This is a genomic window from Geofilum sp. OHC36d9 (genome assembly GCF_052400685.1).
Classification (GTDB): domain Bacteria; phylum Bacteroidota; class Bacteroidia; order Bacteroidales; family Marinilabiliaceae; genus CAZHHH01.
Genome location: NZ_JBQTGJ010000001.1, coordinates 488204 through 511678, shown reverse-complemented (window position 1 = coordinate 511678; position 23475 = coordinate 488204). Strand labels below are relative to the sequence as shown.

The following is a 23475-nucleotide window of genomic DNA, read 5'->3' as shown; positions in this document are numbered from 1 at the left end:
GTCTCTTCACAAGAGCTAAGCCAAACAATCAAATCAAACATTTTAACAAAAGTTACTTTAGTAACCAAAGGGTCTCGGAAGTGTCCGGGATTCTTTTATATTTTAACCATATTTAAACATCAGGAGGAATAAAACATGTCAAGTGTTAGTTATGTTACTGAAGAAGGCCTGAAACGATTACGTGAAGAATTAAACAAACTGGAATCCATTGAACGGCCAAAGATATCGGCACAAATTGCGGAAGCCCGGGATAAAGGAGATTTATCTGAAAACGCGGAATACGATGCGGCCAAAGAGGCGCAAGGTCTTTTGGAAATGAAAATCGCAAAACTAAAAGAAGCTATTATGAATAGCCGGGTTATTGACGAATCCAAATTAGACACCTCTAAGGTTCAGATTCTGAACAAAGTTAAACTGAAAAACATGAAGAACAAGGCAGTCATGACTTATCAGTTGGTGTCGGAAAGTGAAGCCGACCTTAAATCGGGTAAAATAGCCATCACGACTCCCATTGCCAAAGGTTTACTGGGCAAAAAAGTCGGTGACAAAGTAGATATTCAGGTCCCTTCCGGATTAATAACCTTTGAAGTACTGGAAATATCATTATAAGATAGCTGTTTCACATAGTCTTTTGTGCTGATAAGTCAGCAAAAAGGCAGAAGGCAGGAGTTTCAACTTCTGCCTTCTGCCTTTTTTAATCGCCTCATGAACTTTGTTGTAAACAACAAAAGTCGTTATCTTTGTTCAACAAACTTCAAATACTATGGCTTCCATATTTACCAAAATTATTAATGGCGAAATACCTTGTTACAAAATTGCTGAGGACGATAACTATTTCGCTTTTCTGGACATAAATCCTCTTGCCAAGGGACACACACTGGTAATTCCCAAAAAAGAGGTGGATTATCTTTTCGATTTGGACGACAACACCCTTAAAGGCATTATTGTATTCGCAAAAAAGGTGGCCGGTGCCATCCAAAAAAGCATGCCATGTCAACGAATTGGAGTTGCTGTTCTTGGCCTGGAAGTACCACATGCACACATGCATTTGGTCCCATTACAAACCGAAGCCGACATCAATTTTTCAAACCCCAAACTAAAACTGAGTGGGGAAGAAATGGCTGCTATTGCAGAAAAGATAAGAACTGAATTAAAACAAAAACAGTAAAAAGCGATCTTCTAACCGGAGCTCCGCTATTTCTTCACCCGTGAAGGATGTTTATTTATAAATTCCTTCCAGCTTTTAACAGTACCACCGCCCACAGGTGTGCGGGCCTGAAAATAATGACAAACAGCTGCAGCAAGTCCATCGGTGGCATCCAGATATTTAGGGTCCTCCTGTAACTTCAGATACTGTTTCAAAAACAAGGCAACCTGTTCTTTGGATGCGCTACCCCGTCCGGTAATAGCCTGTTTTATACGCAATGGTGCATATTCAAAAATGGGGAGCGAACGCGACAAAGCCGCTGCCATTGCCACTCCCTGTGCACGTCCCAGCTTTAGCATCGACTGCACATTCTTACCAAAAAACGGCGCCTCTATGGCCATTTCGTCAGGGTGATAAGTGTCAATTAACTGAACCACCCGCTCAAATATTTTCTTTAATTTCAAATAATGATCGGAGTATTTCTTTAGCTCCAAAACACCCATTGCCACCATCGATGGCATATTACCACGAACCAGTAGCACACCATACCCCATGATTGTGGTTCCTGGATCAATACCCAGAATAATCCGCTCTCCAGGCGCTTTTACAGTCATAATACGTGTTGCATAATAGAACTAAAATGAGTGATTTCGTCGCCAAATAAAACGGGTACTTTTTGTAAAACCGGCGCTAACGAAGCATCCAGCCGTTCAACATCACGCATTGAACCACATCTCCATTGAAATGAAAACACCAGGTTGTCGCCCGGTGTTTCCGATAAAACTTCAAAAAGTCCAATTTTATTGATGTCAGTCCCAGTATTGTGTGCCAAGGGCTCCAAATCCTCCTTTAACCACAAACGCCACTCTTCCAGCCGCTGCTCATTCACATAAAAGGACGTATTAAAAATAAAATATGCCATGCCAATAAATTAATCAATGACCTCGAACCCGCAAAACGGGATTAAAACTTTTGGAATTCTGATGCCTCCCTCAAACTGATTGTTTTCGAGCAATGCGGCCACAATACGGGGAAGTGCCAAAGCACTGCCGTTTAAGGTATGCGCCAACCGGGTTTTCTTCTCCCCATCCTCTTTAAACCTCAGTTTCAAACGATTGGCCTGGAAGCTTTCAAAATTACTCACAGAACTCACTTCCAACCAACGTTTTTGTGCAGCCGAAAAGACTTCAAAATCGAACGTCAAAGCAGAAGTAAAACTCAAATCGCCTCCACACAAACGCAGAATACGCCAGGGCAATTGCAGCTTTTCCACCAGCGACTGCACATGCGCTACCATCTCTTCCAACACTTCATACGACTTAGCAGGATGTGCCACCTGCACAATTTCAACCTTATCAAATTGGTGTAAACGGTTTAAACCGCGCACATCTTTACCGTACGATCCTGCTTCACGACGAAAACAAGCTGAATAAGCACAATTCTTGATTGGCAACTGAGAGGCATTCAAAATAACATCACGATATATGTTGGTTACCGGCACTTCGGCAGTAGGAATAAGATACAGATTATCCACACCAACATGATACATCTGCCCTTCTTTGTCGGGTAACTGACCGGTGCCAAACCCCGAGTCTTCATTGACCATCAAAGGCGGCATGATCTCTTCGAAACCTGCTTTTGTAGCCTCTTCCAGAAAAAACTGAATCAAAGCACGTTGCAACTTAGCCCCTTTTCCTCGGTAAACCGGAAAGCCGGCACCAGTTAATTTCACGCCTAATTCAAAATCAATCAGGTTATATTTTTTTGCCAACTCCCAATGGGGAAGCGCATCTTTCAACGGCGGAATAACCCCTCCTTCGCGTACAACCACATTATCTTCGGCTCCTTTTCCTACAGGCACAGATTCGTGGGGCAGGTTAGGCAACAAAACCACCAAATTCTGTAATTCTTGTTCGGTCGTTTCCAACGTTGAAGTCAACTCTTTAATCTGCTCCTTCAAGCTGGCAGTTTTAGCTTTGGCAGCGATGGCCTCCTCAGCCTTGCCATCTTTATACATCTGACCAATAGACTTCGATAAAGCATTCATTTCAGCCTGAAGTCCGTCGGACTCCGACTGGGTATTTTTGCGCTTATTATCCAACGCAATAATCTGTTCTACAAGGTCAGTGGCATCAAAACCTTTTATTTTAAGACGCTCGATAACCCCTTCTTTATTATCCTGAATTTGTCGCAGTGTTAGCATAACAAAATGGTTAAAAATCAATAGATAAAAAAATCTCCTGAATCTGTTACGAAAGTAACAAAAACAGGAGACATTTTAAGTGTTTTCTGCTGTTACTTATTCGGCAGCAACAGACTCAATCGAGACAAAAGAACGATTGTCTTTTTTCTTACGGAAAACAACATTTCCATCAATCAAAGCAAACAAAGTATGATCTTTACCGATACCTACATTGTCGCCGGGATGGTGTTGAGTACCGCGTTGACGTACGATGATATTTCCAGCTTTAGCAAACTGTCCGCCAAAGATTTTTACGCCCAGTCGTTTACTTTCCGATTCACGACCGTTCTTGGAACTACCTACTCCTTTCTTGTGTGCCATATCACGATAATTTTTTTAATTAACCAATCTGAATGTTTTCAATTTGAATTTGACTCAAAAACTGACGATGACCATTCATCTTTTGATAGCCTTTACGTCTTTTCTTTTTGAAAACGAGAACTTTGTCACCTTTCAAATGAGACAATACTTTAGCGGTTACTTTTGCACCTGCCAAAACAGGCGCTCCCACTTTGATTCCACTCTCATCTTCAACCAACAAAACCTCATCAAACTCAACAGAAGCACCTTCTTCTGCATTCAATCGGTGTACAAACACTTTACGGTCTTTTTCAACCTTAAACTGCTGACCTGCAATAGTTACAATTGCGTACATCTAGTTAAAATTTACTGTTATTTTCCGGAGGTGGATAAACTACTCTCATTTATCTCTTCTAACCCCGCGAAATTGTTTCGGACTGCAAAATTAGAGAAAATTATTTGGCTAACAAACAAATTGCCAGACAAAAGCTTATCAATTCATCAACTTTATATTCCGCAAAACAATTTCCAAGCCTATTTTCACACCAAATAATGGCTATAAAATCATGAAAACAAAAAAAGATTAAGCACACAAAATCAAAGCTAAAGATTGCCAGCCCCGAAAAAAAAGAGTATTTTTGCAACATGGTTGCAAATTATAATTTCGCGGACGAGCTTCTAAGAAGCAAAAAGCTAAATATCACAGACATTAGACGTCAGGTTGTGGCAGCACTACTGGAACCTGCCAAAGCCTTAACACAGAAGGAAATTGAAGAGGTACTGGTACAAAATTGCGAAAATATAGATCGTGTAACACTATACCGTACTATCAAGACGCTACTCAACAAGGGCATTATTCATCAAATAACAATTGACGTCCACACCGTTAAATACAAATTAGCGGGGGAACATAAAAAAAATGATCATCCACATTTTCATTGTTGTCAGTGCGACCGCCTGGTTTGTATGCCACAGATCAAAATACAGGAAGATATGCTACCCGGGGGTTATTCCATGCAATCCAGCCAGGTCGTCATTGAAGGAATATGCCCTGAGTGCAACAAAAAAATATATAGTAAACCCCAATCAACCGATTCTAAAAATCATTAACCATGAACAGATATCACCTTATTAGCATTGTAATCCTATTAACGACGATTTTCATGACCAATGGTTGTAAAATGAAATCGGCTGATAAAACGAGAGAAGTAATTTCCGTTAGTATTTTACCCCAAAAATTTTTTATTGACCAGCTCACGGGCGGATCAGTGAAAGTAAATGTAATGGTTCCTCCGGGTGCAGGCCATGCGACATACGCACCTACAGCGCAACAGCTTCAAAACATGTCGCAATCGAGACTCTATGTAAGCATGGGACATTTGGGCTATGAGCAAACCTGGTTAAAACGACTCACTGAGCTAAGTCCGGATATGGTCATTCTCAACTTATCCGACAGCCTAAATCTTATCAACAGTAGCGAAACGCATAACGACCACTCACACAACGATGGCATCGATCCACACATCTGGATGTCACCCAAAGTCGTTGCACTTTTCATGCCTCGTTTAAAAGTAGCCCTGCTGCATACCTTTCCACTACTGACCGACACGATTGAAAAAAATTACGTGCAATTTATGGCCAGCCTGAAAATTCTCAGTCAAAGAACTGACACACTTGTCAGCCTGCTGCCACAGAAGAAATTTCTCATCTTTCATCCGGCACTTACTTATTTGGCGCGCGATTATGGACTGACACAAATTTCGATAGAACAAGATGGTAAAGAACCATCACCAGCATTTCTGGCAGACCTCATTCAAAAGGCCAAAAACGACAATATACCGGTCATTTTCATTCAGGAAGAATATGATATACGAAACGCACAACTCATCGGTCGCGAAGCCAATATCCAAATCGAGCAAATAAATCCAATGGCTTATAACTGGCTGGAAGAGATGAAACGCATAACCGGTTCACTTGAAAGACATCTGTCAACGTCCAAAAACTAAAACAGCAAAATGGGAACAACCATTCTTCAGATAAAAAACCTTACCGTAGGCTATAACGAGGGACCAGTTTTAAAGGATGTTTCACTCGACGTTAAAAGGGAAGATTTTATTGGCATAATAGGCCCCAATGGCGGCGGAAAAACCACTTTTGTAAAAACCATCCTGGGACTTATAAAACCATACACCGGGCAAATCATTTTCCCCAGTGGGCCAATATCCATTGGCTATCTGCCACAGATATCAATGATTGACCGGGCTTTCCCCATCAATGTAAGAGATGTTATTGAATCGGGATTAAAGACCGGTTCAAAATGGTGGCCTCGTTTAAGCAGCAGCCAAAAAGAAAAGGTAAATACAGTGATGAAAGAAAACGGCATTGTGCAACTGGCCCATCGCCCCATTGAAAAACTTTCGGGAGGGCAGCTGCAACGAGTCATGTTGTCAAGAGCACTGGTTAATGAGCCCCAATTATTAATTTTAGACGAGCCAAATACCTATGTAGATAAAAATTTCGAAGGCGAATTTTACGGTCGTCTGAGCGAATTAAACCAACACATGGCCATATTGCTTGTTAGTCACGATATAGGGACCATCTCGTCAATGGTTAAAACCATCGCTTGCGTCAACGGTGGGTTACATTACCACCCTGGCAACAAAATTACCGCCGAACAAATGAAAAGTTATAACTGTCCCATAGAACTGATCACGCACGGACAAGTACCACACCGCGTTTTAAAAATACACGAACAATGAATGATTTTATCAACCTCTTTGAATTCGAGTTTTTTCGTCATGCCGTAATAGCAGTTCTATTAACGAGTTTAATAGCGGCTATGATTGGAACCTATGTGGTATCGCGAAAGATTGTTTTTATCAGCGGCGGCATCACCCACGCCTCGTTTGGCGGCATCGGACTGGCCTATTATCTGGGACTAAATCCGTTCCTTGGAGCAGCTGTATTTGCCGTACTTACAGGCACAGGCATTGAATGGCTGTCAAAACATGGCAAAATAAGAGAAGACAGTGTCATAGCGATATTATGGTCTCTGGGGATGGCCATCGGGATCATATTTGTATTTCTTACACCGGGTTACACGCCCAATCTCATGAGCTTCTTATTTGGTAGTATTCTGTCGGTTGGAACAACAGATCTCATCGTATTATTGGCTCTTGCCACTATTACAGGTCTGTTTTTCAGTTTTTTTTACCGGCCAATCGTGCAGACAGCCTTCGATCCCGAGTTTGCAGGCATCATGGGTACAAAAGTCGTGTTTTTCAGATATGCCATGTCGATACTGGTTTCTCTGGCCATTGTAGTAAGCATCAGGGCCATGGGTATCATACTCGTTTTAAGTCTGTTTACCATACCACAAACCACCGCGATGCTGTTTGCCAACAACTTCAAAAAAATCATCATATGGTCGGTTTTATGGGCAGTTACAGGCTCGCTGGCCGGACTCTTTGTTGCCTACCAAATAAATATTCCTTCTGGCGCAGCTATCATTTTTGTTCTAACCCTTCAGTTTCTATTAATAAAAACACTATTTATAATTGTTGGGTTGCTGAAGCGTTCAAAATAGCTTCAGCAACAAGCAGATCGAAAGGCGAAGTAATTTTTATATTTTCACGATTTCCTTCCGTCAACGAAATGGAATAACCCGCCGCTTCAACCACCGAAGCATCATCTGTATATGAAGCCCTCCACGGTTGCTCATAGGCTTTAAAAAGCCAGTCGGCCTTAAACACCTGAGGTGTCTGAACCATACAGAAGGCAGCACGGTTACGTGCCACAGAGGTTGCATCATCCTTCAACTCCCTGATCGACTCCACGGACGGCAACACAGGCACAGCTGCCCCAAAAGAATCTGCCGCTTCAAAACACCGGTCAATGGTTGCCACCGACACGAAAGGCCGCACACCGTCATGTACCCCAATCAGACTACTATCGCCAACCATTTGCAAGCCATTCAGAACACTGTGAAAACGCGTAGAGCCACCCACTGCCAACTCATGTTCAACAGAGAAAGAATAAGTCTTACACAACGACAGCCAAACCTGCTGTTGATCATCGGGCAAAACAACCACAATTTTCATTTGTTGGTCATATTCCCAAAAACGTTTAACAGTCCACATTAAAACAGGCCAATCACCAACAGAGATAAACTGCTTTGGCATAGCGCTATTCATTCTCAAGCCTTTACCACCAGCAACAATAATAACACTTCGCGTCATGACTCTAAAAAAATAAAATCATTCACTCAATTAACATATTTATAACGTTTAATACTTTTCTTTGGCGTCTTTTCAAACTCTTCCGGAAAAAGAACCATTCGTGATACCGCCATATAAGCCGGCAATTCTTCATTAACTTCCTTCCTTAAAGCCAGTAAAACATCATCAATTTCGCCGTGACTCATACGTTCCCTGTCGCAAACTTCATAATCAGGATAAATCAAGGCTTCTATTTTCCCATCTTTTTCGCGCACCAGACATTCCTGCACCATCTCCTTATTGTTAATAACGGCCTCAATCTCTTCCGGATAAATATTTTGCCCTGAAGAACCTAAAATCATATTCTTACTACGACCACGAATAAAAATGAAACCATCGCTATCCACCACGCCTAAATCACCCGTACGAACCCATCCATCAACGGTAAATATCTCTTTAGTTGCGACATCATTTTTAAAATATCCCAATAAGGTATTATCGCCTTTCACCTGAATCTCACCCACAATATTCTGTGGATCATCACTATCGATGCGAACCTGCATTCGATGAACAACGCGCCCAGCAGACCCGGATTTTGTCTCGTCCCAGTTTTCATAACTAACCAGAGGCCCACATTCCGTCATGCCATAACCAACCGTAATGGGAAAATTAATTTTTTTCAGAAAAGCCTCCACATCCTTGTTTAAAGCGGCCCCTCCAACAACCATCGCTTTAAACTCACCGCCAAAAGTATCGATCAAAGTCTTTCTTACCTTCGAATAAATTAATTTATTGGCAATAGGCAACTTAAGCAAAGCACGCAAAGGTCGTTTTTCGAGAGTTGGTTGAATACGTCGTTTAAAAATCTTTTCCAAAATAAGCGGAACCGATAATATAAGATTCGGCTTAACATCTCTAAAAGCTTCCGTAATAATCTGAGGCGTGGGAGTTCTTGTCAAAAATGTAATATGGCACCCGGCTGTAAATGGCCACAAAAACTCGAACAGACAACCATACGCATGAGCTAAAGGCAAAAAAGAGACCACCCGTTCACCCCGTTTCATATGCAACTTCTCATCGGCATACAAAACATTGGACCAAATACTTCGATGCGGCAACAAAACACCTTTAGAATAACCACTTGTTCCAGAAGTATAAGATAAAACCATAACCTCTTCAGCGCCAACTTTGGGCAAATTTAAACGTCTAACATCAAAAGGTTTGGCACGAAGTTCCGTCTCGGCCTTCTTAAACGCCTTTTCAATTTTTCCTTTAACATCCACCAAAGGTTTAAAATCATTAACCGAAATAACCCCTTTAACATGTGAAATCTTGGTATCATCTATTTTATCGAACATCCATGTGGTCGAAAACAATAAAACCGATTCACTATGATTCACGATATGGTGAATATCGTTGGAATGAAAATCAGGCAAAATAGGGACAATAACGGCGCCGTAAGTAACCGTTGCCAGATAAACGATTCCCCAATTAGACATGTTACGCCCAATAAGGGCTATTTTATCCCCCTTTTTAATTCCTAACTCGCGGTATGTAAAGTGCAATTTAAAAATAAGCTCTCCTACTTCCCGGTATGTATAGCTACCGCCTTTGTAGTCACTGAAAGCCGACAAATCAGAATTTTTCTCAATGGTATTCAATACCATCGACAAATAACCATTTGCTTCCATAATTATATTAATTGATTCATTGTTCAATGTGAAACGAGCCAAAGACCCAATTTATCCCAAAATATCGTAAAAAAGCATATAACAATAACTTACAAAAATAAAAGTCATTTTATACGGACGAAAAAACGTCCAAAGTTTGATGAAATTATTTATAAAACAAAAAAACGTTTTCAAAAACGAAATTGGCACGTTATCACCTCGGTCATAAAAACCTAATAGTAAATCACATACAGCAACACAAAACACAATCCGTCAAAATTTAAAAAATTAACATTTTTAAACAATTACCAAATAAACAACAACAAACACCAATATAGGACAACCCATATTGGCAAAAAATTAGCACCTTTGTTGCTAAAGTCATTAAAACAAACAAAAATGACATTTGACGAACTTTACAATAATATTAAAGATGGGAAAATGGATCGTCATGAAGCGCACAAGCACTTCACGCTCGATTGGATTGAAACAGCCCAAAACTACATTGCTGACATCAACCGGGGTGCACGCCTCAACATTCCGGAAATAATATATGGTGAATACAAAACGTTATCACAAACCATAGAACTCTCAGACAGTCTGTTGCAGCACCATTCGCGTGTTTTAATATCAAGAAGCCCATACAATCAAGCGCTAGCCGACTATTTTAAAGAAAAAACAGAGATTCATGAAAGTCCGAACCTATTGGTATTGGGTGAATTTCCATCAGCCAAAGGACATATTTTATTAATTAGTGCCGGTGCAGCCGATCACCCCATAACAGCAGAAGCTGAATTAACGTTAAAAAGCATCGGAGTTAATGCACTGGTTTACGAAGACCGAGGTATAGCCCATCCAACGCGGGTTTTAGAAGCCATAAAAGAAGGCATAAAAAAAGAAGTGGCCGCCGTTATCGTCGTTGCCGGAATGGAGGGTGCACTTGCTCCATTTGTTGCTTCGCTGGTTCCGTTGCCGGTTATTGGAGTACCAACATCAGTAGGCTATGGCTTCAGGGCTAAAGAAGCCGCACTAACATCAATGTTGGCATCCTGTGCCCCAAACCTCACCGTTGTAAACATCGACGGCGGCGTAAGAGCAGCTGTTGTAGCAGGTTTAATTGCAAAAAATCAAAAAAAATAGCAACACATGAAACAGCTATACATCAACCCACAAGGCGGCTTTGCCGGTGACATGTTTGCCGCCGCATTAATAGATGCCGGTGCCGATAAAAACAAAGTAACCGACGCCATGCTAATGGCCGCAGAAATGATTGGACGTGCCAATGTACAACATGTGAAAACCAGTGATAACTGTTCACGTATGCTGATTGATGTGGAACATCACCACGGACATTTGTCATCACACAAAGCCTGGCATCTGCTGGAACATTTATTTCAGGATTTAAAAATAACACCAGAATACCGAAAATTTGGGTTTCAGATGCTCAAAGAACTTATCATGGCAGAAAAAGAAGCACATGATAACTTCGATTTCAACATGGAAAGCCATCATCACGATAACCATCATCACGATAATGAGGAGCATGAACACGATCATAACCTCAACCACCACCATCATCATGGCATGCCAGAAGCCTGGCTTCACGAGGCGCAGGATATACTGATAGATATTACAGGGGCAGTAATAAGTTTACAAGACCTACAAGCATCAACAAATGCCCAACTTGTAGAACCTGTGAGCTATGGAGGCGGCTCAATCAGTTTTTCGCACGGCACCTTGAAAGTTCCGGCACCCGCCACTCAAATCATGATTAAGAATAACCACATTCCGGTAACAGCAGGCCCCATTGAGACCGAATTATTCACCCCTACCGGCGCCGCCGCATTATCGGCACTGCAGGCTAATACCATTGTGTCACTCCCTGATTCTATATCAGCCGCAGGACAATCAAGAGGAACCAAAGATTTGCCCATTCCACCATTAAAAATTTATCTGGTATAAACTAAATGAAACGAACCATGAAAATTGCTTCACACACAGAAGTATGACTAATTCTGGTGAGTTCCAGATGACCTTAAAAAACAAAATATAATCATATTAAAAACCACCAAACAGAACAGTCTGGTGGTGTACATTCAGGTGAATAACCAACCCTAAAAAGAGGACAGAGCATCCTTTTCTGGTTATACAAAACCACGAATATCACAGATTGTTAACACACCATTGAATGGAAAAAATCAAGCGAACTAGTGTTTGTCTATAAATTCAACTTCTGCATTACGCTTGTCACAAAAACAGTCATTTACGAAAAGTAAACGCCTTGATTTTTATAACTTCGCAAGCCTTGAATTTGAGTTTTATATTTCGAACACTTAGTTTATGGACAGGCACTAACTAACTAAACGTATACATTCCCAACCTGAATAAGCTTGGGAATATTTAAAAGCCGGATACGCCGACCGCTAACTTCAATTAATTTATCAGCCTTAAACTCAGAAAGCAAACGAATAACCGATTCGGTGGCCGTGCCAACCATATTGGCCAATTCTTCACGCGTCAAAGCAACCTGAATGGTATTACTTTCGTCCAGTTCAAACGTGTCCATAAGCAAAAGAAGCATCTCAGCCAACCGTTCCCGAACCGTTTTTTGTGCAATATCAGTCAAAAACTTATTAGACTCGCCCAGCTCCTTACAGGTTAACCGCATCAAATCCATTGCGAATTCAGAATTATGCTTGAGAAAACCCGTTAACAACTCCCCCGGTAAATAACAAAGCGTTGAATCCTGAATCACCTCAGCAGTCGTACACGCCAATTCATCGCTTATAACAGACCGAAAAGCGATCAAATCACCTTTTTTCCCAAACCGGATAATTTGCTCCTTACCATCGAAACCTGTCTTATATATTTTCAGGGCACCACTGGTCACAATATAGCTACCAACAATACGCGATCCCTCATTATATATAATTGATCCCCGGCGGTAATAACTGCAAATCATACTCTGAGTTGCCAACTCAACCTGTTCCTTGGTTAATCCCCGAAAAATCTCATAATTCCCCAGATCGGGCAATTCAGAAACAGAAGCTCGCTCATCCACTCTCATGAGAAAAAAACGTTAGTGGTTAATAATTAAAATAAAGCATTCTACCAGTGAAAGCTCCTAAAACACAACTCTCACTCTCATATTAATAAACAAAATTATAATAAGAGATGTTATAACACAGTAAAAACCTAACAAAGATAGAAATAAAGTTTAAATTTGCGTGATAGATACAATAATCTATATATATACTTACTTGACAGCCGTTGGTAATTTAGGCAAAAAAACGCTAAAAAATAACAGACTATGAAAACAGAAGTAAACTTAAGCTGGGCCGGGGATATGGCATTTGAAACCGAACTCAATGGCCACAAAATAACGATTGACGCATCACCGGAAGTGGGCGGTCATAACAAAGGGCCGCGCCCTAAACCATTTGTTTTGTTAGCACTGGCGGGATGTACCGGTATGGATGTCGTCTTAATTTTGAAAAAAATGAGAGTAAAATACGATTCACTAAATATCAAAGTAGAAGGAGACCTGACCGAAGAAGACCCCAAAACATTTGAAGCAATGAAAGTTATATATGAATTCACAGGCACAAATCTGCCGATAAAAAAAATTGAAAAGGCTGTCAGCCTGTCAGAAGAGAAGTATTGTGGTGTATCGGCCATGTATAAAAAGGCCATTCCACTAACTACAGAAATTAAAATTCTGGAATAAAAAATCACACAATATCAAAAACCGGAGCCTATATTAATTGGTTCAACATCGGGGATAACAAAAAATGTTATCCCCGCTTTATTTAAAGATTCCCAAATTTCGATTTATCAGAACCAATGACTAATTTAGTGTACTAAATAAAAAGACCACACTACAACAAACGAACAAATACATGGGCCAATATTTCACCTCCTCTTTTTGGGAAGAACTACTTTCTAAATTAACCACCTGGACCATAACAGAGCTTCCAGGCATCATGATTACCCTGCTCATTCTCTGGATTTTGCTTAAAATGGTAAAATTTTTAACCAAGAAGCTACGCAAATTTCTGATTAAAAGAGCCGATAACATTGATGCGATAGATACGCTTGAGGCCGAAAAAAAAATTAAAACGCTCACTGGGATTGTTCATAGTTCCATAAAGGTAACACTCATCACCATCTTTTCAATCATGATTCTGAGCAAATTCGGACTCAACATTGGGCCCCTGCTTGCCAGTGCCGGGATATTAGGCTTGGCCGTAGGCTTCGGAGCTCAGGAACTTGTACGCGACTATATTTCAGGTTTTTTCATGCTTCTGGAAAATCAAATCAGAACAGGCGACGTAGCCATCATCAATGGAACAGCCGGCTTGGTTGAACGTATTGAGTTACGAACCATCACCCTTCGCGATTTATCAGGCGTGGTTCACATCTTCCAAAACGGCAAAATAAGCTCATTATCCAATATGACAAAAAACTGGTCGGCCGTAGTACTTAATATTGGCGTGGCTTACAAAGAAGATCTGGATAAAGTATCCGAAGTTATGCAACAGGTGGGTAACGAACTGCTCAACGAAGCTACGCTTTCATCAAAAATACTGGAACCATTAGAAATATTTGGGTTGGAAGAATTTGCCGATAGTGCTCTGATTATAAAGGCCCGGATAAAAACAAGACCCGGCGATCAATGGTCGGTTGGCCGCGAATACAGAGGACGACTAAAAAAAGCCTTCGACAAAGAAAATATTGAAATTCCTTTTCCACATACGACAATTTATTGGGGCGAAGAAATTGCTCCTTTACAACTGACTATGAACCCAAAACAAAAGCAGTGAAACAACTTTTAGCGTATTTCAAATATTTAAAAAATAAAATTTTAAGTTACGGCTTTTTTGGCACCATTGCCGGAAAGGTAACTCTGGTGACTATTGCAGGTTTTTTGACCGTCTTTACCATTCACTCATCCATCGGCAAAGCGTTTGAAAAAATAACCGGAAATATTGATGAATTAACCAAACCCAACCAACGGCTGATACAGGTTAATCATCTGTTCAGGAATATCTCCAGATTAAATCATATACTACAGGAAGAAACAGCAAGTGGCAGAAAAGAACTTTCGCCAAATTACTTCTATATGGCCGACAGTATATTTGACACCATTGACACACTAAAAACACTGTTTGAAAACGACCCGCTTCAATTAATACGCATCAGCGACATTGAAGACAAACTACACAATCGCGAAGAAATCGTAACGCAATATCTCGAAATTCAACACCGGCTGGAAACCGACCCGGGCCTGACCAATCTCATTAAACAGATTAACCAAAACAACCAATTTAAAGAGACAAACCACACAATACCAGCGACTGAGGGCATGACACCTGCGCCGTCCGATACAATAAATCAACAAGAAACGGAACAAAACGAAAACATATGGAATCGGATATTTGGCCGAAACAAGAATAAAAAAAGAAAAGAAACAGACGCAACCGCCTTAACAGAAACATCACAAACACGCAATCAAAAGGATACCATAAATAACGGGGTAGACTCGTTACTTCGGGAAGTAGAAAAATCATTGGAAGACATATCAACGCAGAGACAACACCTATCGGCCATTCTACAAAACCGACAAGTTAAGCTACTCAACACCAACAACTTTCTTGTTCAGGAAATAATCTCAGTTATCAACCAGGTGGAGCAGGAAGAAATGGAACAACAAAATGCTGAAACAAGAGCATCATTCACCACCGCTGCCAAAGCCATTAAATTACTCAACACCATTGCCGTCATTTTTATTTCCACCTCAATAATACTATTCATCCTGATTATATTCGACTTATCAAAAAGTAACCGCTACCGCAAACAATTGGAGGTGGCCCACCAAAAAGCCCGCGACGAAGCAGAAGCCAGGAAACACTTTTTATCCAACATGAGTCATGAAATCAGGACACCACTTCAGTCAATATACGGCTATGCCGAACAGGCACGTCTACAGCCCGAGAAGCCCGTCAACACAGAAGCCATCTATCAATCAGCACATCACCTGCTTCAAGTCGTCAACGAAGTACTCGATTATTCAAGTGTCACTTCAGGCAAAATGGTTTTTGAGACCAAACCTTTCCAGCCATTTACAGAACTACAAACTGTAATTGACAGCTTAAAACCGATTGCCGACAAAAAAGGATTAGAACTGAAACTAAAATGCACCTTCGATGAAAAACTCTCACTAATAGGTGATGCCTACCGCTTGCGACAAATTCTGTTTAATATTGTGGGAAATGCCGTGAAATTTACCGAAGAAGGCCATGTAACTATAAAAGCCGACTACAACACTAAAAATCTCAATATAAAAATAAAAGATACGGGCATAGGCATCAGTGAAGAACAAATACCACGCTTGTTTAAAGAATATTCACAAAGCGACACGTCCATTAGCTCAAAATTTGGCGGAACCGGTTTAGGCTTGAGCATAAGCAAACAATTAACAGAGCTGCAAAAAGGTACCATAACCCTAAAAAGTGCCATCAATCAGGGAAGTACTTTTACAATCAACATTCCATACAACCATGTTGATAAAACATCGGAACAAAACGTATCAAACACCAAAGAGATAAAATATGACGGATTAATCTACCTTGCTGATGACGATCCGCTCATTCTTAATCTATGCCATATCATACTGGAAAAAAATCGAATTAAACACCGAACCTTTAGCAAAGGAGAAGAGCTTATTAAGGCATACAAAGAACAACCGGCCGGCATTATCATCACCGACATACGCATGCCCGATATTGACGGGACACAAATTTGCCAAACGATAAAGACCATAGCAAAACAACGCGTTGATATCTATGCGTTAACTGCAGAAGTAATGCCCGAAGATAAAAAGAGAATAATTAGCAAAGGTTTTACTGCCATCGTTAACAAACCATTTAAGGAAACCGATTTGTTAGAAATACTTCACGAAATAAAACAAGAACGTAAACCAACTGAAGAAATTAAAATAGATATTTCAGATCTCCAGAAACTCTCAGTCGATGATCCCGATTTTTTACGAACCATAATGAGCACAGTTTCAGAAGAAACCTCAAAGGATCTGCTGGAACTTAAAAAGTGCATCAACCATGAAGATATGGAAAACACGTTGCTTATCATTCACCGACTGGCCGGACGCACCGGGCAAGTGGGAGCCCGCGACGTATCAGGCGCATTAAGAGATACCGAAACGCTACTAAAGAAAGGCACTCCAATCAACACAATAAAAGAACAATTGGCCGAAAACTGTCTTTTAACACAAGGCTTTCTGGCGGAAGTCTCAAAAATACAAAAGGAAATTTAATAACGACACTTACTGGTCAAGACCATAGCGGGCCATTTTATGATACAGGGTTTTGCGATCGATATTAAGCAATCGTGCCGCCTTCGATTTATTGTATTTAACCGATTTCAAAACATCTTCAATTCGAGTCTTCTCAATGTCGGCCTGAATCATCTTCAAATCAGTTTCTGAAGAAGTAACATTGGAATGCCGCATATGGTAAAGCATCTCTTCGGGTAGCAACTCTTTACCCGCAACAGGGCCTGTTGATAGCAAAACCATCCGGCGAACACAATTACGCAATTCACGCAAGTTACCTGGCCAGTCGTAATCTTTAAACAAGACTAACACCTCGTCCGAAAACGTCTCAACATTTCGGCCCAATTCCAAATTAGCTTCATCTTTAAAATGCCGGGCAAAAATAAGCAAATCATTTTCACGGTTTCGCAATGGCGGCACCTGTAGTTTAAACTCATTTAACCGATGATAAAGGTCTTCGCGAAACAAACCCTCATTCACTTTACTAAACAAACTGTCGTTGGTTGCCGCAATAATACGCACATTAACAGGAATCAGTTTTTCGCTGCCTACCGGCTGCACCACTTTCTCCTGAAGCACTCGCAATAGTTTCACCTGAACATCAACCGACAAGTTTCCTATTTCGTCCAGAAATAAAGTACCACCCGAAGCCATTTCAAACTGCCCTCTTTTATCGGACAAGGCACCCGTAAAAGCCCCTTTCACATATCCAAAAAGCTCACCGGCAGCCAGGTCTTTCGACAACACGCCACAATCAATCGGCACAAACACGGCCTTTGAACGACGGCTATTGGCATGAATCTTACGAGCTACAAACTCCTTCCCGGTACCACTTTCACCTTCAATAATCACCGACATATCGGTTGGTGCCACCAATTTTATGTACTCTTCAAGTCGGCTGGCAGCAACACTGGTCCCGGTTACAAAATGCAATTCCGAAGATTTTCCCGTCTCACTTTTTTTTGTCGTCTGTTGATCGGCCAGTAAATGATTAATTAACATCAATAACTCATCAGGATTAACCGGTTTAGTTATGAAATCAGCAGCGCCCATCTTCATTGCCTGAACAACAGTGCGAACATCATGAAAACTAGTCATGACCACTACTTTATATGGACGACCGGCGTCTTTCAACAACTGTATCACATCCAAACCAGTCCCATCGGGAAGTCGGTAGTCGAGCAAACAAATATCAAAATGTTCCTTACGAATCAAATCAGCGGCGGATTTAACACTGGTAGAAAAAACAGGATTAAAGCCCTTCTTTTTAAGAAAGCCTTCTAAAATCCTTGCAAAAACCAAGTCATCTTCAACAATAAGGACACGTATCATCAACAAATTTTTAATCCAAACTAAATATTAACTCCACTCCTGTTTCGTGTCTAAAAAAAAACATTGAGATCCTTTTGAATCGACTTAACGTACAGAAGTCTGCTGGCACTCAAAACAAGAGTCCATCAAATATAAGAAAAGAGTAAGGGAAAACCCAATGGCAGCTAAACATCGATTCTAAAAAACACCAACGATCTGCAAATCACCAGAAAATTTCAGATAAAACTATCCAATAAATCCAAAAAATAACGATAGATGACTAATTAGTGTTTGTCTATAAAGTCAATTTCTACGTTATGCTTGTCATAAAAACAGTCATTTACAAAAAGTAAACTCATTGATTTTTATGACTTTACAGGCCTTGAATTTGAACTTTATATTTTAAACACTTAGTTTATGGACAGACTCTAATTAGTTACTTTCGCTAATTGTATTTGCAAAAAAATAAAGACAGATTTGACTCAGACGTAACAAAAAGAATTATTAACGAACAGAGAATACACCAAAGTTAAGCTGCCTTAACTTAAACATCTAACACAAAGCTTTTTGAGAATTAGCAAAAAAGCGATAATTCTTACTAAGATATCAAATTCAATTATTTCGGACTTCACATTGACAGTGTTTTGTAGGTATAGAATTTATCTTTCATAGCTATGATTTTTTTTTATAACTATAGGATTTAATGTCTGTAACATGGATAATTTTAGATAGTATTTGCAATAAGCGTCAGGTGCCTGATAAAAATATTTTTTTATGGTAAACAATCCTTTTAAGAACAAGCGTAACACAGAAGCAGAACTTTTCTTGCATGCACAATTACCATGCAACGTAGCATAAAAAAAAGACAGGAGACTTTTCTCCTGCCTTTTTCAACTAAAACGAATCAATATAGGACTACTCAACAAACGCTTATCCAATAAAGGACAAAGTTCTTACTTTAAAATTACGGCGTAACCGCCCAACGTTATTTTTCACACTCAATCTATTAGAACACAAAAACAGTGTAAATGACACAACAAATGAATAATAAAAGAACTCTATCCTTTTCATAATATACTTAATTTGGGTTTTTAATCTTAATCACTGAATATGTAACTATACAATATCGTGCCAACAATTGTAAAGCTCTGATAATATGTGTATTAATTAAATTATAAAATATAAGCAACTGTGGAGACATTCCCCTATTTGTAGAATCACATCCTTTATAGAAACGCAATCTCCACAGGTGTAATCAAATGTTAAAGAAGTTTTCCTTCCGGAGAAACTTTAACTTCTTTCTTACTGTCATCTTTTACAAGTGCAATTTGATAATAAGAGGCACTCTCTTCCTTTACCAATACGGCAGATGAAACAGTCCAGTCGGACCATTCACTGTCAGCCAGTGCTTTGGTTATAACTTCGGGCAATTCTTCTACAGGCACCTCCGATTTAACGACCTCCTGAAAATTATCCGTTCTGAATCCATCAGCATTTGAAAAAACAGGCGATAACAACATTATCGCGAACATCAATACAATACTTACTCTTAAAATTTTCATGACTCAATGGTTTAATTTAGTATTACAATTATATTGTGAGAATACCATTAGTACTAACAGAATCATGCCAACAAAACACAAAAACACAAAACACTAACAAACAAGTTATTAGCATAAATAAGATAGTTATAAACCGAGGAATGTGTCAGCAGTACGTGGATTAAAAGCACAAAAAAAGCCGTTCTATAAAAGAACAGCTTTTGATCATCAAACAGATATTATATTATCAAAGAGCCGATTTGAATTGCTCCAAAAACCGGACATCATTTTCGAAAAAGAGACGGATATCTTTTATCTGATACTTCAACATAGCAATACGTTCGATTCCCATACCAAATGCAAAACCCGAATATTTTTTACTGTCGATGCCGCATGAATCAAGCACATTAGGATCAACCATACCACAACCCAGAATTTCGAGCCAACCTGTATATTTACAAACATTACAACCTTTTCCGCCACAAATAGAACAACTGACATCCATTTCAGCCGAAGGCTCAGTAAACGGGAAATAAGAAGGACGCAGACGAATTTCTGACTGTTCGCCAAAAAACTCCTTGGCAAAATAAAGCAATGTTTGTTTTAAATCGGCAAACGACACCTTTTCATCCACATATAAGCCCTCAACCTGATGAAACATACAGTGCGCACGGGCTGAAATAGCTTCATTTCGAAATACCCGACCGGGGAAAATAGAACGAATGGGGGGCTGTTGTGTTTCCATCACGCGAACCTGAACCGAAGAAGTATGAGTTCGTAGTAATACATCGGGATCTTTGTTCACAAAAAAGGTATCCTGCATATCGCGGGCGGGATGTTCAGGGGGAAAATTCAAAGCCGAAAAAACATGCCAGTCATCTTCCACTTCCGGTCCTTCCGACACCGTAAATCCCAACCGCGCAAAAATATCTACAATTTCATTGCGTACCACTGCCAATGGATGGCGACTACCAATAGGGCGCGATGTCCCTGGCAATGTGTAATCAATCTGCCCATTAGCGCCTTCGTCACGATTGAACGTATCTTTTAATTGCTGAATAACATCCTGCGTGCTTTTCTTTAACTGGTTTAGGGCCATCCCCACCGCTTTTTTCTGGTCGGCAGGCACCGTTTTAAACTCCTCAAACAGCAAAGAAACACGACCTTTTTTACTCAAATACTTTATCCGCAGCTGCTCGGCAGCATCAGCAGAATCAGCTTTCAGGCTTTTAATTTCCTGAAGCAAACTTTCAATCTTATTCAGCATGAAACAATATTTTTAAATCAAAGGAAGTACAAAAATAGTAATAATCAATGAAGAACCAACAAAGCTGGCAAACAGGAAAACGTTACAACCACAAAAATTAAAACGAATAACCAAACCCTAAATACCACCGCAGCCCACTATTCAAACTATTACCCGACAATCCTAACTGCATAGGACCTAAAAAGCTATCGTATTCGAGCAGCAGTCCGCCACCTCTTACACTTTTTTCCCACGGAAGTGTTACGGGATAAAAAACCAATGAATAAGGATTCTCTGAGTAAATGCCATTCACCGTAGCCGTCACATTAACCTGTCTGGCCAAAGAAAAACGAAGATTCAGCTGTGCCATGGCATAATTTTGGACAATCAGCTCCCGCGAGGCTAACCCTACAAAACTAATCTCATTACTACGTCTCTGAAAAGGAGTTCCACCCACATAAGTCATACCTGTTACAGGCAAATCGCCGGTAGCATAGCCCGATTCGATACGGGGACTCACCACCCACCTGTGCGACAAACGTAAAAATGGCTGATAAAAGGAATGGAACGAAAAAACATTATCATCGCTAGTCGAAATAAGTTGGCTAACATTATCGCGGGCATCAAGAGGACCATGATATACCACACTCTCATCGACAATGGCATTTACATCAAAGAAAAACTCACTGCCTTTAACAGGGAAATATCTCCGATTCAACGTATTGCGTTTGCCGGTAACTCGTGCTCTAAAATATTCATTTCCAAAACGATCGACTCCGGCATACGACAATTCATAAAACCCACTAACAACCGCATTTACTGAACGAATATACTGCAACATACTATTAAACTCCCATCGGTTTCCCAATGAAGACATAAAACCAGCCGACGAAGAAAAATAATAATGACTGAAACGACCAAAGACCGATCCATCGGATAAATAAGCCGGGAAATCATTATTCTCCCAGTTGACCTCCAGGCGTGAAGCCGTCCGCTGTTTCTCACCAAAATAATTAATAACAGAAAGATTCAACCGTGGTTTTTCGGACACATCAACAGTCCCCGACAAACGATTACCACGCAACAGCACATTTCGAAGCGTGAGATTGGTAATAAAACCGGCCCTGTAATCATTATCGTAGTGCAAAGAGAATTTAAAACGTGCGTGTGCCGATTCTTTGACTCTCATCTCCAGCAAATAACCCTCACGCATAGGCTGAATCCGATAAGTCACCGACTCAAAATACCGTGTACCCATTAAACGACCAATGCCGCGATCCAAATCGGATCCACTAATCGTCGCACCTGGAGCAATCCCGAACGAGGACATAAAAAAGTTGAAACTGATTCCGCCAAGACCCAGCACTCTTATTTGCGAAATACGGATACTATCGGGTTGAACAGACGGGGTCTTCACTTGCTGGCAAGAAAAAGAATCCAAACGGGCAGCTAAAGCTTCAAGCTCCTTCATCTTATAACGGGCAGCTGAATCGCCGCGGGCAATAATCGTTTCACCATCAAAAAAACTTCCGGCACTATACCCTTTCAAATCAGGCTTAACAAGAATATCCACATATGGGAGCTGTTCCCGAATCAACGAATTATTACCAATCATTGCCGCAGAAACAAGAACACCTATTGGGGTGGTCAATTCTGACTTTTGCGAATCACTTCCATCAACATTAACACCGATAATAATATCGGCGCCCATTTCCTTACACAACTTTACAGGAAAATTATTCAACACACCACCATCAACCAACATCATTGAATCGATTGATACCGGCGAAAAAAAAGAGGGAATAGCCATACTGGCCCGCAAAGCAGTCGCAAAATCACCATTGTCAAAAATATACTGCTCTCCACTCACCAAATCGGCAGCCACACACTTAAAAGGAATGGGATAATTATCAAAATCTTTAATCCCAGCCACGCGCCACGACAAACGACTTAACAGACCAGAAATAGAGGTTCCCTTCACAAATCCGGCCGGCGGAATCAACTTACCTTTAGCTATGTCCAGCTCAACATGAAACCGGCTATAATCATGTTTTTCTTCAGGAATAACATCCGACAAAGGAATCCCATCTGACAAAAGTTGTCCCCAATCCACTCCTCCAACAATAGAATCTAACTCCTCTGCGCTATAACCAATGGCATACAAACCTCCTATAATACTACCCATACTGGTTCCGGTAATATAATCGGGCCGAATGCCAGCCTCCTCCAAAACCCTTAGAACGCCAATATGGGCTAACCCTTTGGCCCCACCGCCACTAAGCACAAGACCCACTTTGGGTCGTGTCTGCTGGGCAGAAACAGCCATTAAGGAACTGATGACAGCTACAATCAAAAAACCAAACTTCAGCATTCGTCGCATAAAAACTTCCTGTAAAAAAACTATGCTATAAAAATAAGTGAAAAAAAATCGTTTCAAGAGAATTCATTCC

Annotated in this window: 23 protein-coding genes; 11 read left to right on the top strand and 12 right to left on the bottom strand. The window is 40.5% G+C overall.

Going from position 1 to position 23475, the window contains the following annotated elements; translation table 11 throughout:
• The first annotated feature begins 135 nt into the window (after positions 1–135).
• Both greA and ACT3CD_RS01805 read left to right on the top strand, forming a co-directional pair.
• The gene (gene greA, locus ACT3CD_RS01810) at positions 136–609 is read left to right on the top strand and encodes a transcription elongation factor GreA (protein WP_444642364.1); all 474 of its coding nucleotides are present in this window, start codon (positions 136–138) and stop codon (positions 607–609) included.
• Between the two features lie 154 nt (positions 610–763).
• On the top strand, positions 764–1168 hold the full coding sequence (locus ACT3CD_RS01805) for an HIT family protein (RefSeq protein ID WP_444642362.1): 405 nt from the start codon (positions 764–766) through the stop codon (positions 1166–1168).
• A gap of 26 nt (positions 1169–1194) precedes the next feature.
• On the opposite strand, the gene ruvC is transcribed toward ACT3CD_RS01805, so the two are convergent.
• From ruvC to rplU, 5 genes are all read right to left on the bottom strand, one after another.
• On the bottom strand, positions 1195–1761 hold the full coding sequence (ruvC, locus tag ACT3CD_RS01800) for a crossover junction endodeoxyribonuclease RuvC (RefSeq protein ID WP_444642360.1): 567 nt from the start codon (positions 1759–1761) through the stop codon (positions 1195–1197).
• Entirely contained in the window at positions 1758–2069 is a 312-nt protein-coding gene (locus tag ACT3CD_RS01795) for a DUF4286 family protein (RefSeq protein ID WP_444642358.1), read from the bottom strand. Before ACT3CD_RS01795 ends, ruvC begins: the two co-directional genes overlap by 4 nt.
• Positions 2070–2078: 9 nt before the next feature.
• Positions 2079–3350: a serine--tRNA ligase gene (gene serS, locus ACT3CD_RS01790; protein ID WP_444642356.1), complete on the bottom strand. Its 1272-nt coding sequence runs from the start codon at positions 3348–3350 to the stop codon at positions 2079–2081.
• Between the two features lie 96 nt (positions 3351–3446).
• Positions 3447–3710 carry a 50S ribosomal protein L27 gene (rpmA, locus tag ACT3CD_RS01785; protein ID WP_444642354.1) on the bottom strand — a complete coding sequence of 88 codons (264 nt, stop codon included), beginning with the start codon at positions 3708–3710 and terminating at the stop codon, positions 3447–3449.
• Between the two features lie 19 nt (positions 3711–3729).
• Entirely contained in the window at positions 3730–4044 is a 315-nt protein-coding gene (gene rplU / locus ACT3CD_RS01780; protein WP_444642352.1) for a 50S ribosomal protein L21, read from the bottom strand.
• Positions 4045–4334: 290 nt separating this feature from the next.
• Between rplU and ACT3CD_RS01775 the strand changes: the two genes are divergently transcribed.
• From ACT3CD_RS01775 to ACT3CD_RS01760, 4 genes are read left to right on the top strand one after another with little or no spacing between them, the layout of a single operon-like run.
• Entirely contained in the window at positions 4335–4799 is a 465-nt protein-coding gene (locus ACT3CD_RS01775) for a Fur family transcriptional regulator (RefSeq protein ID WP_444642350.1), read from the top strand.
• 2 nt (positions 4800–4801) lie between these two features.
• Entirely contained in the window at positions 4802–5695 is an 894-nt protein-coding gene (locus ACT3CD_RS01770) for a metal ABC transporter solute-binding protein, Zn/Mn family (RefSeq protein WP_444642349.1), read from the top strand.
• 9 nt (positions 5696–5704) lie between these two features.
• The gene (locus ACT3CD_RS01765) at positions 5705–6448 is read left to right on the top strand and encodes a metal ABC transporter ATP-binding protein (protein ID WP_444642347.1); all 744 of its coding nucleotides are present in this window, start codon (positions 5705–5707) and stop codon (positions 6446–6448) included.
• Positions 6445–7275, top strand: a complete 831-nt coding sequence (locus ACT3CD_RS01760; RefSeq protein ID WP_444642345.1) for a metal ABC transporter permease — start codon at positions 6445–6447, stop codon at positions 7273–7275. The genes ACT3CD_RS01765 and ACT3CD_RS01760 overlap by 4 nt, the downstream gene beginning before the upstream one ends.
• Here ACT3CD_RS01760 and ACT3CD_RS01755 read toward each other — a convergent pair.
• Positions 7241–7927, bottom strand: coding sequence for a 2-C-methyl-D-erythritol 4-phosphate cytidylyltransferase (locus tag ACT3CD_RS01755; RefSeq protein WP_444642343.1), 687 nt, complete (start codon positions 7925–7927; stop codon positions 7241–7243). The two genes, ACT3CD_RS01760 and ACT3CD_RS01755, sit on opposite strands and share 35 nt — an antisense overlap.
• Positions 7928–7953: 26 nt before the next feature.
• Positions 7954–9597, bottom strand: a complete 1644-nt coding sequence (locus ACT3CD_RS01750; protein WP_444642342.1) for an AMP-binding protein — start codon at positions 9595–9597, stop codon at positions 7954–7956.
• Between the two features lie 378 nt (positions 9598–9975).
• Between ACT3CD_RS01750 and larB the strand changes: the two genes are divergently transcribed.
• Positions 9976–10716, top strand: a complete 741-nt coding sequence (larB, locus tag ACT3CD_RS01745; protein ID WP_444642341.1) for a nickel pincer cofactor biosynthesis protein LarB — start codon at positions 9976–9978, stop codon at positions 10714–10716.
• A gap of 6 nt (positions 10717–10722) precedes the next feature.
• Complete coding sequence (gene larC / locus ACT3CD_RS01740) at positions 10723–11538, top strand: nickel insertion protein (RefSeq protein WP_444642340.1); 816 nt, start codon at positions 10723–10725, stop codon at positions 11536–11538.
• A 397-nt stretch (positions 11539–11935) separates the two neighbouring features.
• Here the strand turns inward: larC and ACT3CD_RS01735 are convergent, their stop codons facing one another.
• Positions 11936–12643, bottom strand: coding sequence for a Crp/Fnr family transcriptional regulator (locus ACT3CD_RS01735; RefSeq protein ID WP_444642338.1), 708 nt, complete (start codon positions 12641–12643; stop codon positions 11936–11938).
• A 243-nt stretch (positions 12644–12886) separates the two neighbouring features.
• Here ACT3CD_RS01735 and ACT3CD_RS01730 point away from each other — a divergent pair, with 243 nt between their 5' ends.
• The 3 genes from ACT3CD_RS01730 to ACT3CD_RS01720 all read left to right on the top strand — a co-directional run bounded on the left by ACT3CD_RS01730 (position 12887) and on the right by ACT3CD_RS01720 (position 16909).
• Complete coding sequence (locus ACT3CD_RS01730) at positions 12887–13303, top strand: OsmC family protein (RefSeq protein WP_444642336.1); 417 nt, start codon at positions 12887–12889, stop codon at positions 13301–13303.
• Positions 13304–13475: 172 nt separating this feature from the next.
• A complete protein-coding gene (locus tag ACT3CD_RS01725) occupies positions 13476–14399 on the top strand; it encodes a mechanosensitive ion channel family protein (protein WP_444642335.1) in 924 nt (307 codons plus the stop codon).
• Entirely contained in the window at positions 14396–16909 is a 2514-nt protein-coding gene (locus ACT3CD_RS01720) for an ATP-binding response regulator (protein WP_444642333.1), read from the top strand. The genes ACT3CD_RS01725 and ACT3CD_RS01720 overlap by 4 nt, the downstream gene beginning before the upstream one ends.
• 9 nt (positions 16910–16918) lie before the next feature.
• Here the strand turns inward: ACT3CD_RS01720 and ACT3CD_RS01715 are convergent, their stop codons facing one another.
• From ACT3CD_RS01715 to ACT3CD_RS01700, 4 genes are all read right to left on the bottom strand, one after another.
• Positions 16919–18259, bottom strand: a complete 1341-nt coding sequence (locus ACT3CD_RS01715) for a sigma-54-dependent transcriptional regulator (RefSeq protein WP_444642331.1) — start codon at positions 18257–18259, stop codon at positions 16919–16921.
• A gap of 1241 nt (positions 18260–19500) precedes the next feature.
• On the bottom strand, positions 19501–19800 hold the full coding sequence (locus tag ACT3CD_RS01710; protein WP_444642329.1) for a hypothetical protein: 300 nt from the start codon (positions 19798–19800) through the stop codon (positions 19501–19503).
• A gap of 226 nt (positions 19801–20026) precedes the next feature.
• Positions 20027–21046 (bottom strand): phenylalanine--tRNA ligase subunit alpha, encoded by a 1020-nt coding sequence (pheS, locus tag ACT3CD_RS01705; RefSeq protein ID WP_444642327.1) that lies wholly within the window; start codon positions 21044–21046, stop codon positions 20027–20029.
• Positions 21047–21143: 97 nt separating this feature from the next.
• A complete protein-coding gene (locus ACT3CD_RS01700) occupies positions 21144–23405 on the bottom strand; it encodes a patatin-like phospholipase family protein (RefSeq protein WP_444642325.1) in 2262 nt (753 codons plus the stop codon).
• Positions 23406–23475 lie beyond the last annotated feature (70 nt).

What these genes read in the sequence shown, in the direction of transcription:
- greA (WP_444642364.1), top strand. Translation starts at nt 136, where the DNA reads ATGTCAAGTGTTAGTTATGTTACTGAAGAAGGCCTGAAACGATTACGT.
- ACT3CD_RS01805 (WP_444642362.1), top strand. Translation starts at nt 764, where the DNA reads ATGGCTTCCATATTTACCAAAATTATTAATGGCGAAATACCTTGTTAC.
- ruvC (WP_444642360.1), bottom strand. Translation starts at nt 1,761, where the DNA reads ATGACTGTAAAAGCGCCTGGAGAGCGGATTATTCTGGGTATTGATCCA.
- ACT3CD_RS01795 (WP_444642358.1), bottom strand. Translation starts at nt 2,069, where the DNA reads ATGGCATATTTTATTTTTAATACGTCCTTTTATGTGAATGAGCAGCGG.
- serS (WP_444642356.1), bottom strand. Translation starts at nt 3,350, where the DNA reads ATGCTAACACTGCGACAAATTCAGGATAATAAAGAAGGGGTTATCGAG.
- rpmA (WP_444642354.1), bottom strand. Translation starts at nt 3,710, where the DNA reads ATGGCACACAAGAAAGGAGTAGGTAGTTCCAAGAACGGTCGTGAATCG.
- rplU (WP_444642352.1), bottom strand. Translation starts at nt 4,044, where the DNA reads ATGTACGCAATTGTAACTATTGCAGGTCAGCAGTTTAAGGTTGAAAAA.
- ACT3CD_RS01775 (WP_444642350.1), top strand. Translation starts at nt 4,335, where the DNA reads ATGGTTGCAAATTATAATTTCGCGGACGAGCTTCTAAGAAGCAAAAAG.
- ACT3CD_RS01770 (WP_444642349.1), top strand. Translation starts at nt 4,802, where the DNA reads ATGAACAGATATCACCTTATTAGCATTGTAATCCTATTAACGACGATT.
- ACT3CD_RS01765 (WP_444642347.1), top strand. Translation starts at nt 5,705, where the DNA reads ATGGGAACAACCATTCTTCAGATAAAAAACCTTACCGTAGGCTATAAC.
- ACT3CD_RS01760 (WP_444642345.1), top strand. Translation starts at nt 6,445, where the DNA reads ATGAATGATTTTATCAACCTCTTTGAATTCGAGTTTTTTCGTCATGCC.
- ACT3CD_RS01755 (WP_444642343.1), bottom strand. Translation starts at nt 7,927, where the DNA reads ATGACGCGAAGTGTTATTATTGTTGCTGGTGGTAAAGGCTTGAGAATG.
- ACT3CD_RS01750 (WP_444642342.1), bottom strand. Translation starts at nt 9,597, where the DNA reads ATGGAAGCAAATGGTTATTTGTCGATGGTATTGAATACCATTGAGAAA.
- larB (WP_444642341.1), top strand. Translation starts at nt 9,976, where the DNA reads ATGACATTTGACGAACTTTACAATAATATTAAAGATGGGAAAATGGAT.
- larC (WP_444642340.1), top strand. Translation starts at nt 10,723, where the DNA reads ATGAAACAGCTATACATCAACCCACAAGGCGGCTTTGCCGGTGACATG.
- ACT3CD_RS01735 (WP_444642338.1), bottom strand. Translation starts at nt 12,643, where the DNA reads ATGAGAGTGGATGAGCGAGCTTCTGTTTCTGAATTGCCCGATCTGGGG.
- ACT3CD_RS01730 (WP_444642336.1), top strand. Translation starts at nt 12,887, where the DNA reads ATGAAAACAGAAGTAAACTTAAGCTGGGCCGGGGATATGGCATTTGAA.
- ACT3CD_RS01725 (WP_444642335.1), top strand. Translation starts at nt 13,476, where the DNA reads ATGGGCCAATATTTCACCTCCTCTTTTTGGGAAGAACTACTTTCTAAA.
- ACT3CD_RS01715 (WP_444642331.1), bottom strand. Translation starts at nt 18,259, where the DNA reads ATGATACGTGTCCTTATTGTTGAAGATGACTTGGTTTTTGCAAGGATT.
- ACT3CD_RS01710 (WP_444642329.1), bottom strand. Translation starts at nt 19,800, where the DNA reads ATGAAAATTTTAAGAGTAAGTATTGTATTGATGTTCGCGATAATGTTG.
- pheS (WP_444642327.1), bottom strand. Translation starts at nt 21,046, where the DNA reads ATGCTGAATAAGATTGAAAGTTTGCTTCAGGAAATTAAAAGCCTGAAA.
- ACT3CD_RS01700 (WP_444642325.1), bottom strand. Translation starts at nt 23,405, where the DNA reads ATGCGACGAATGCTGAAGTTTGGTTTTTTGATTGTAGCTGTCATCAGT.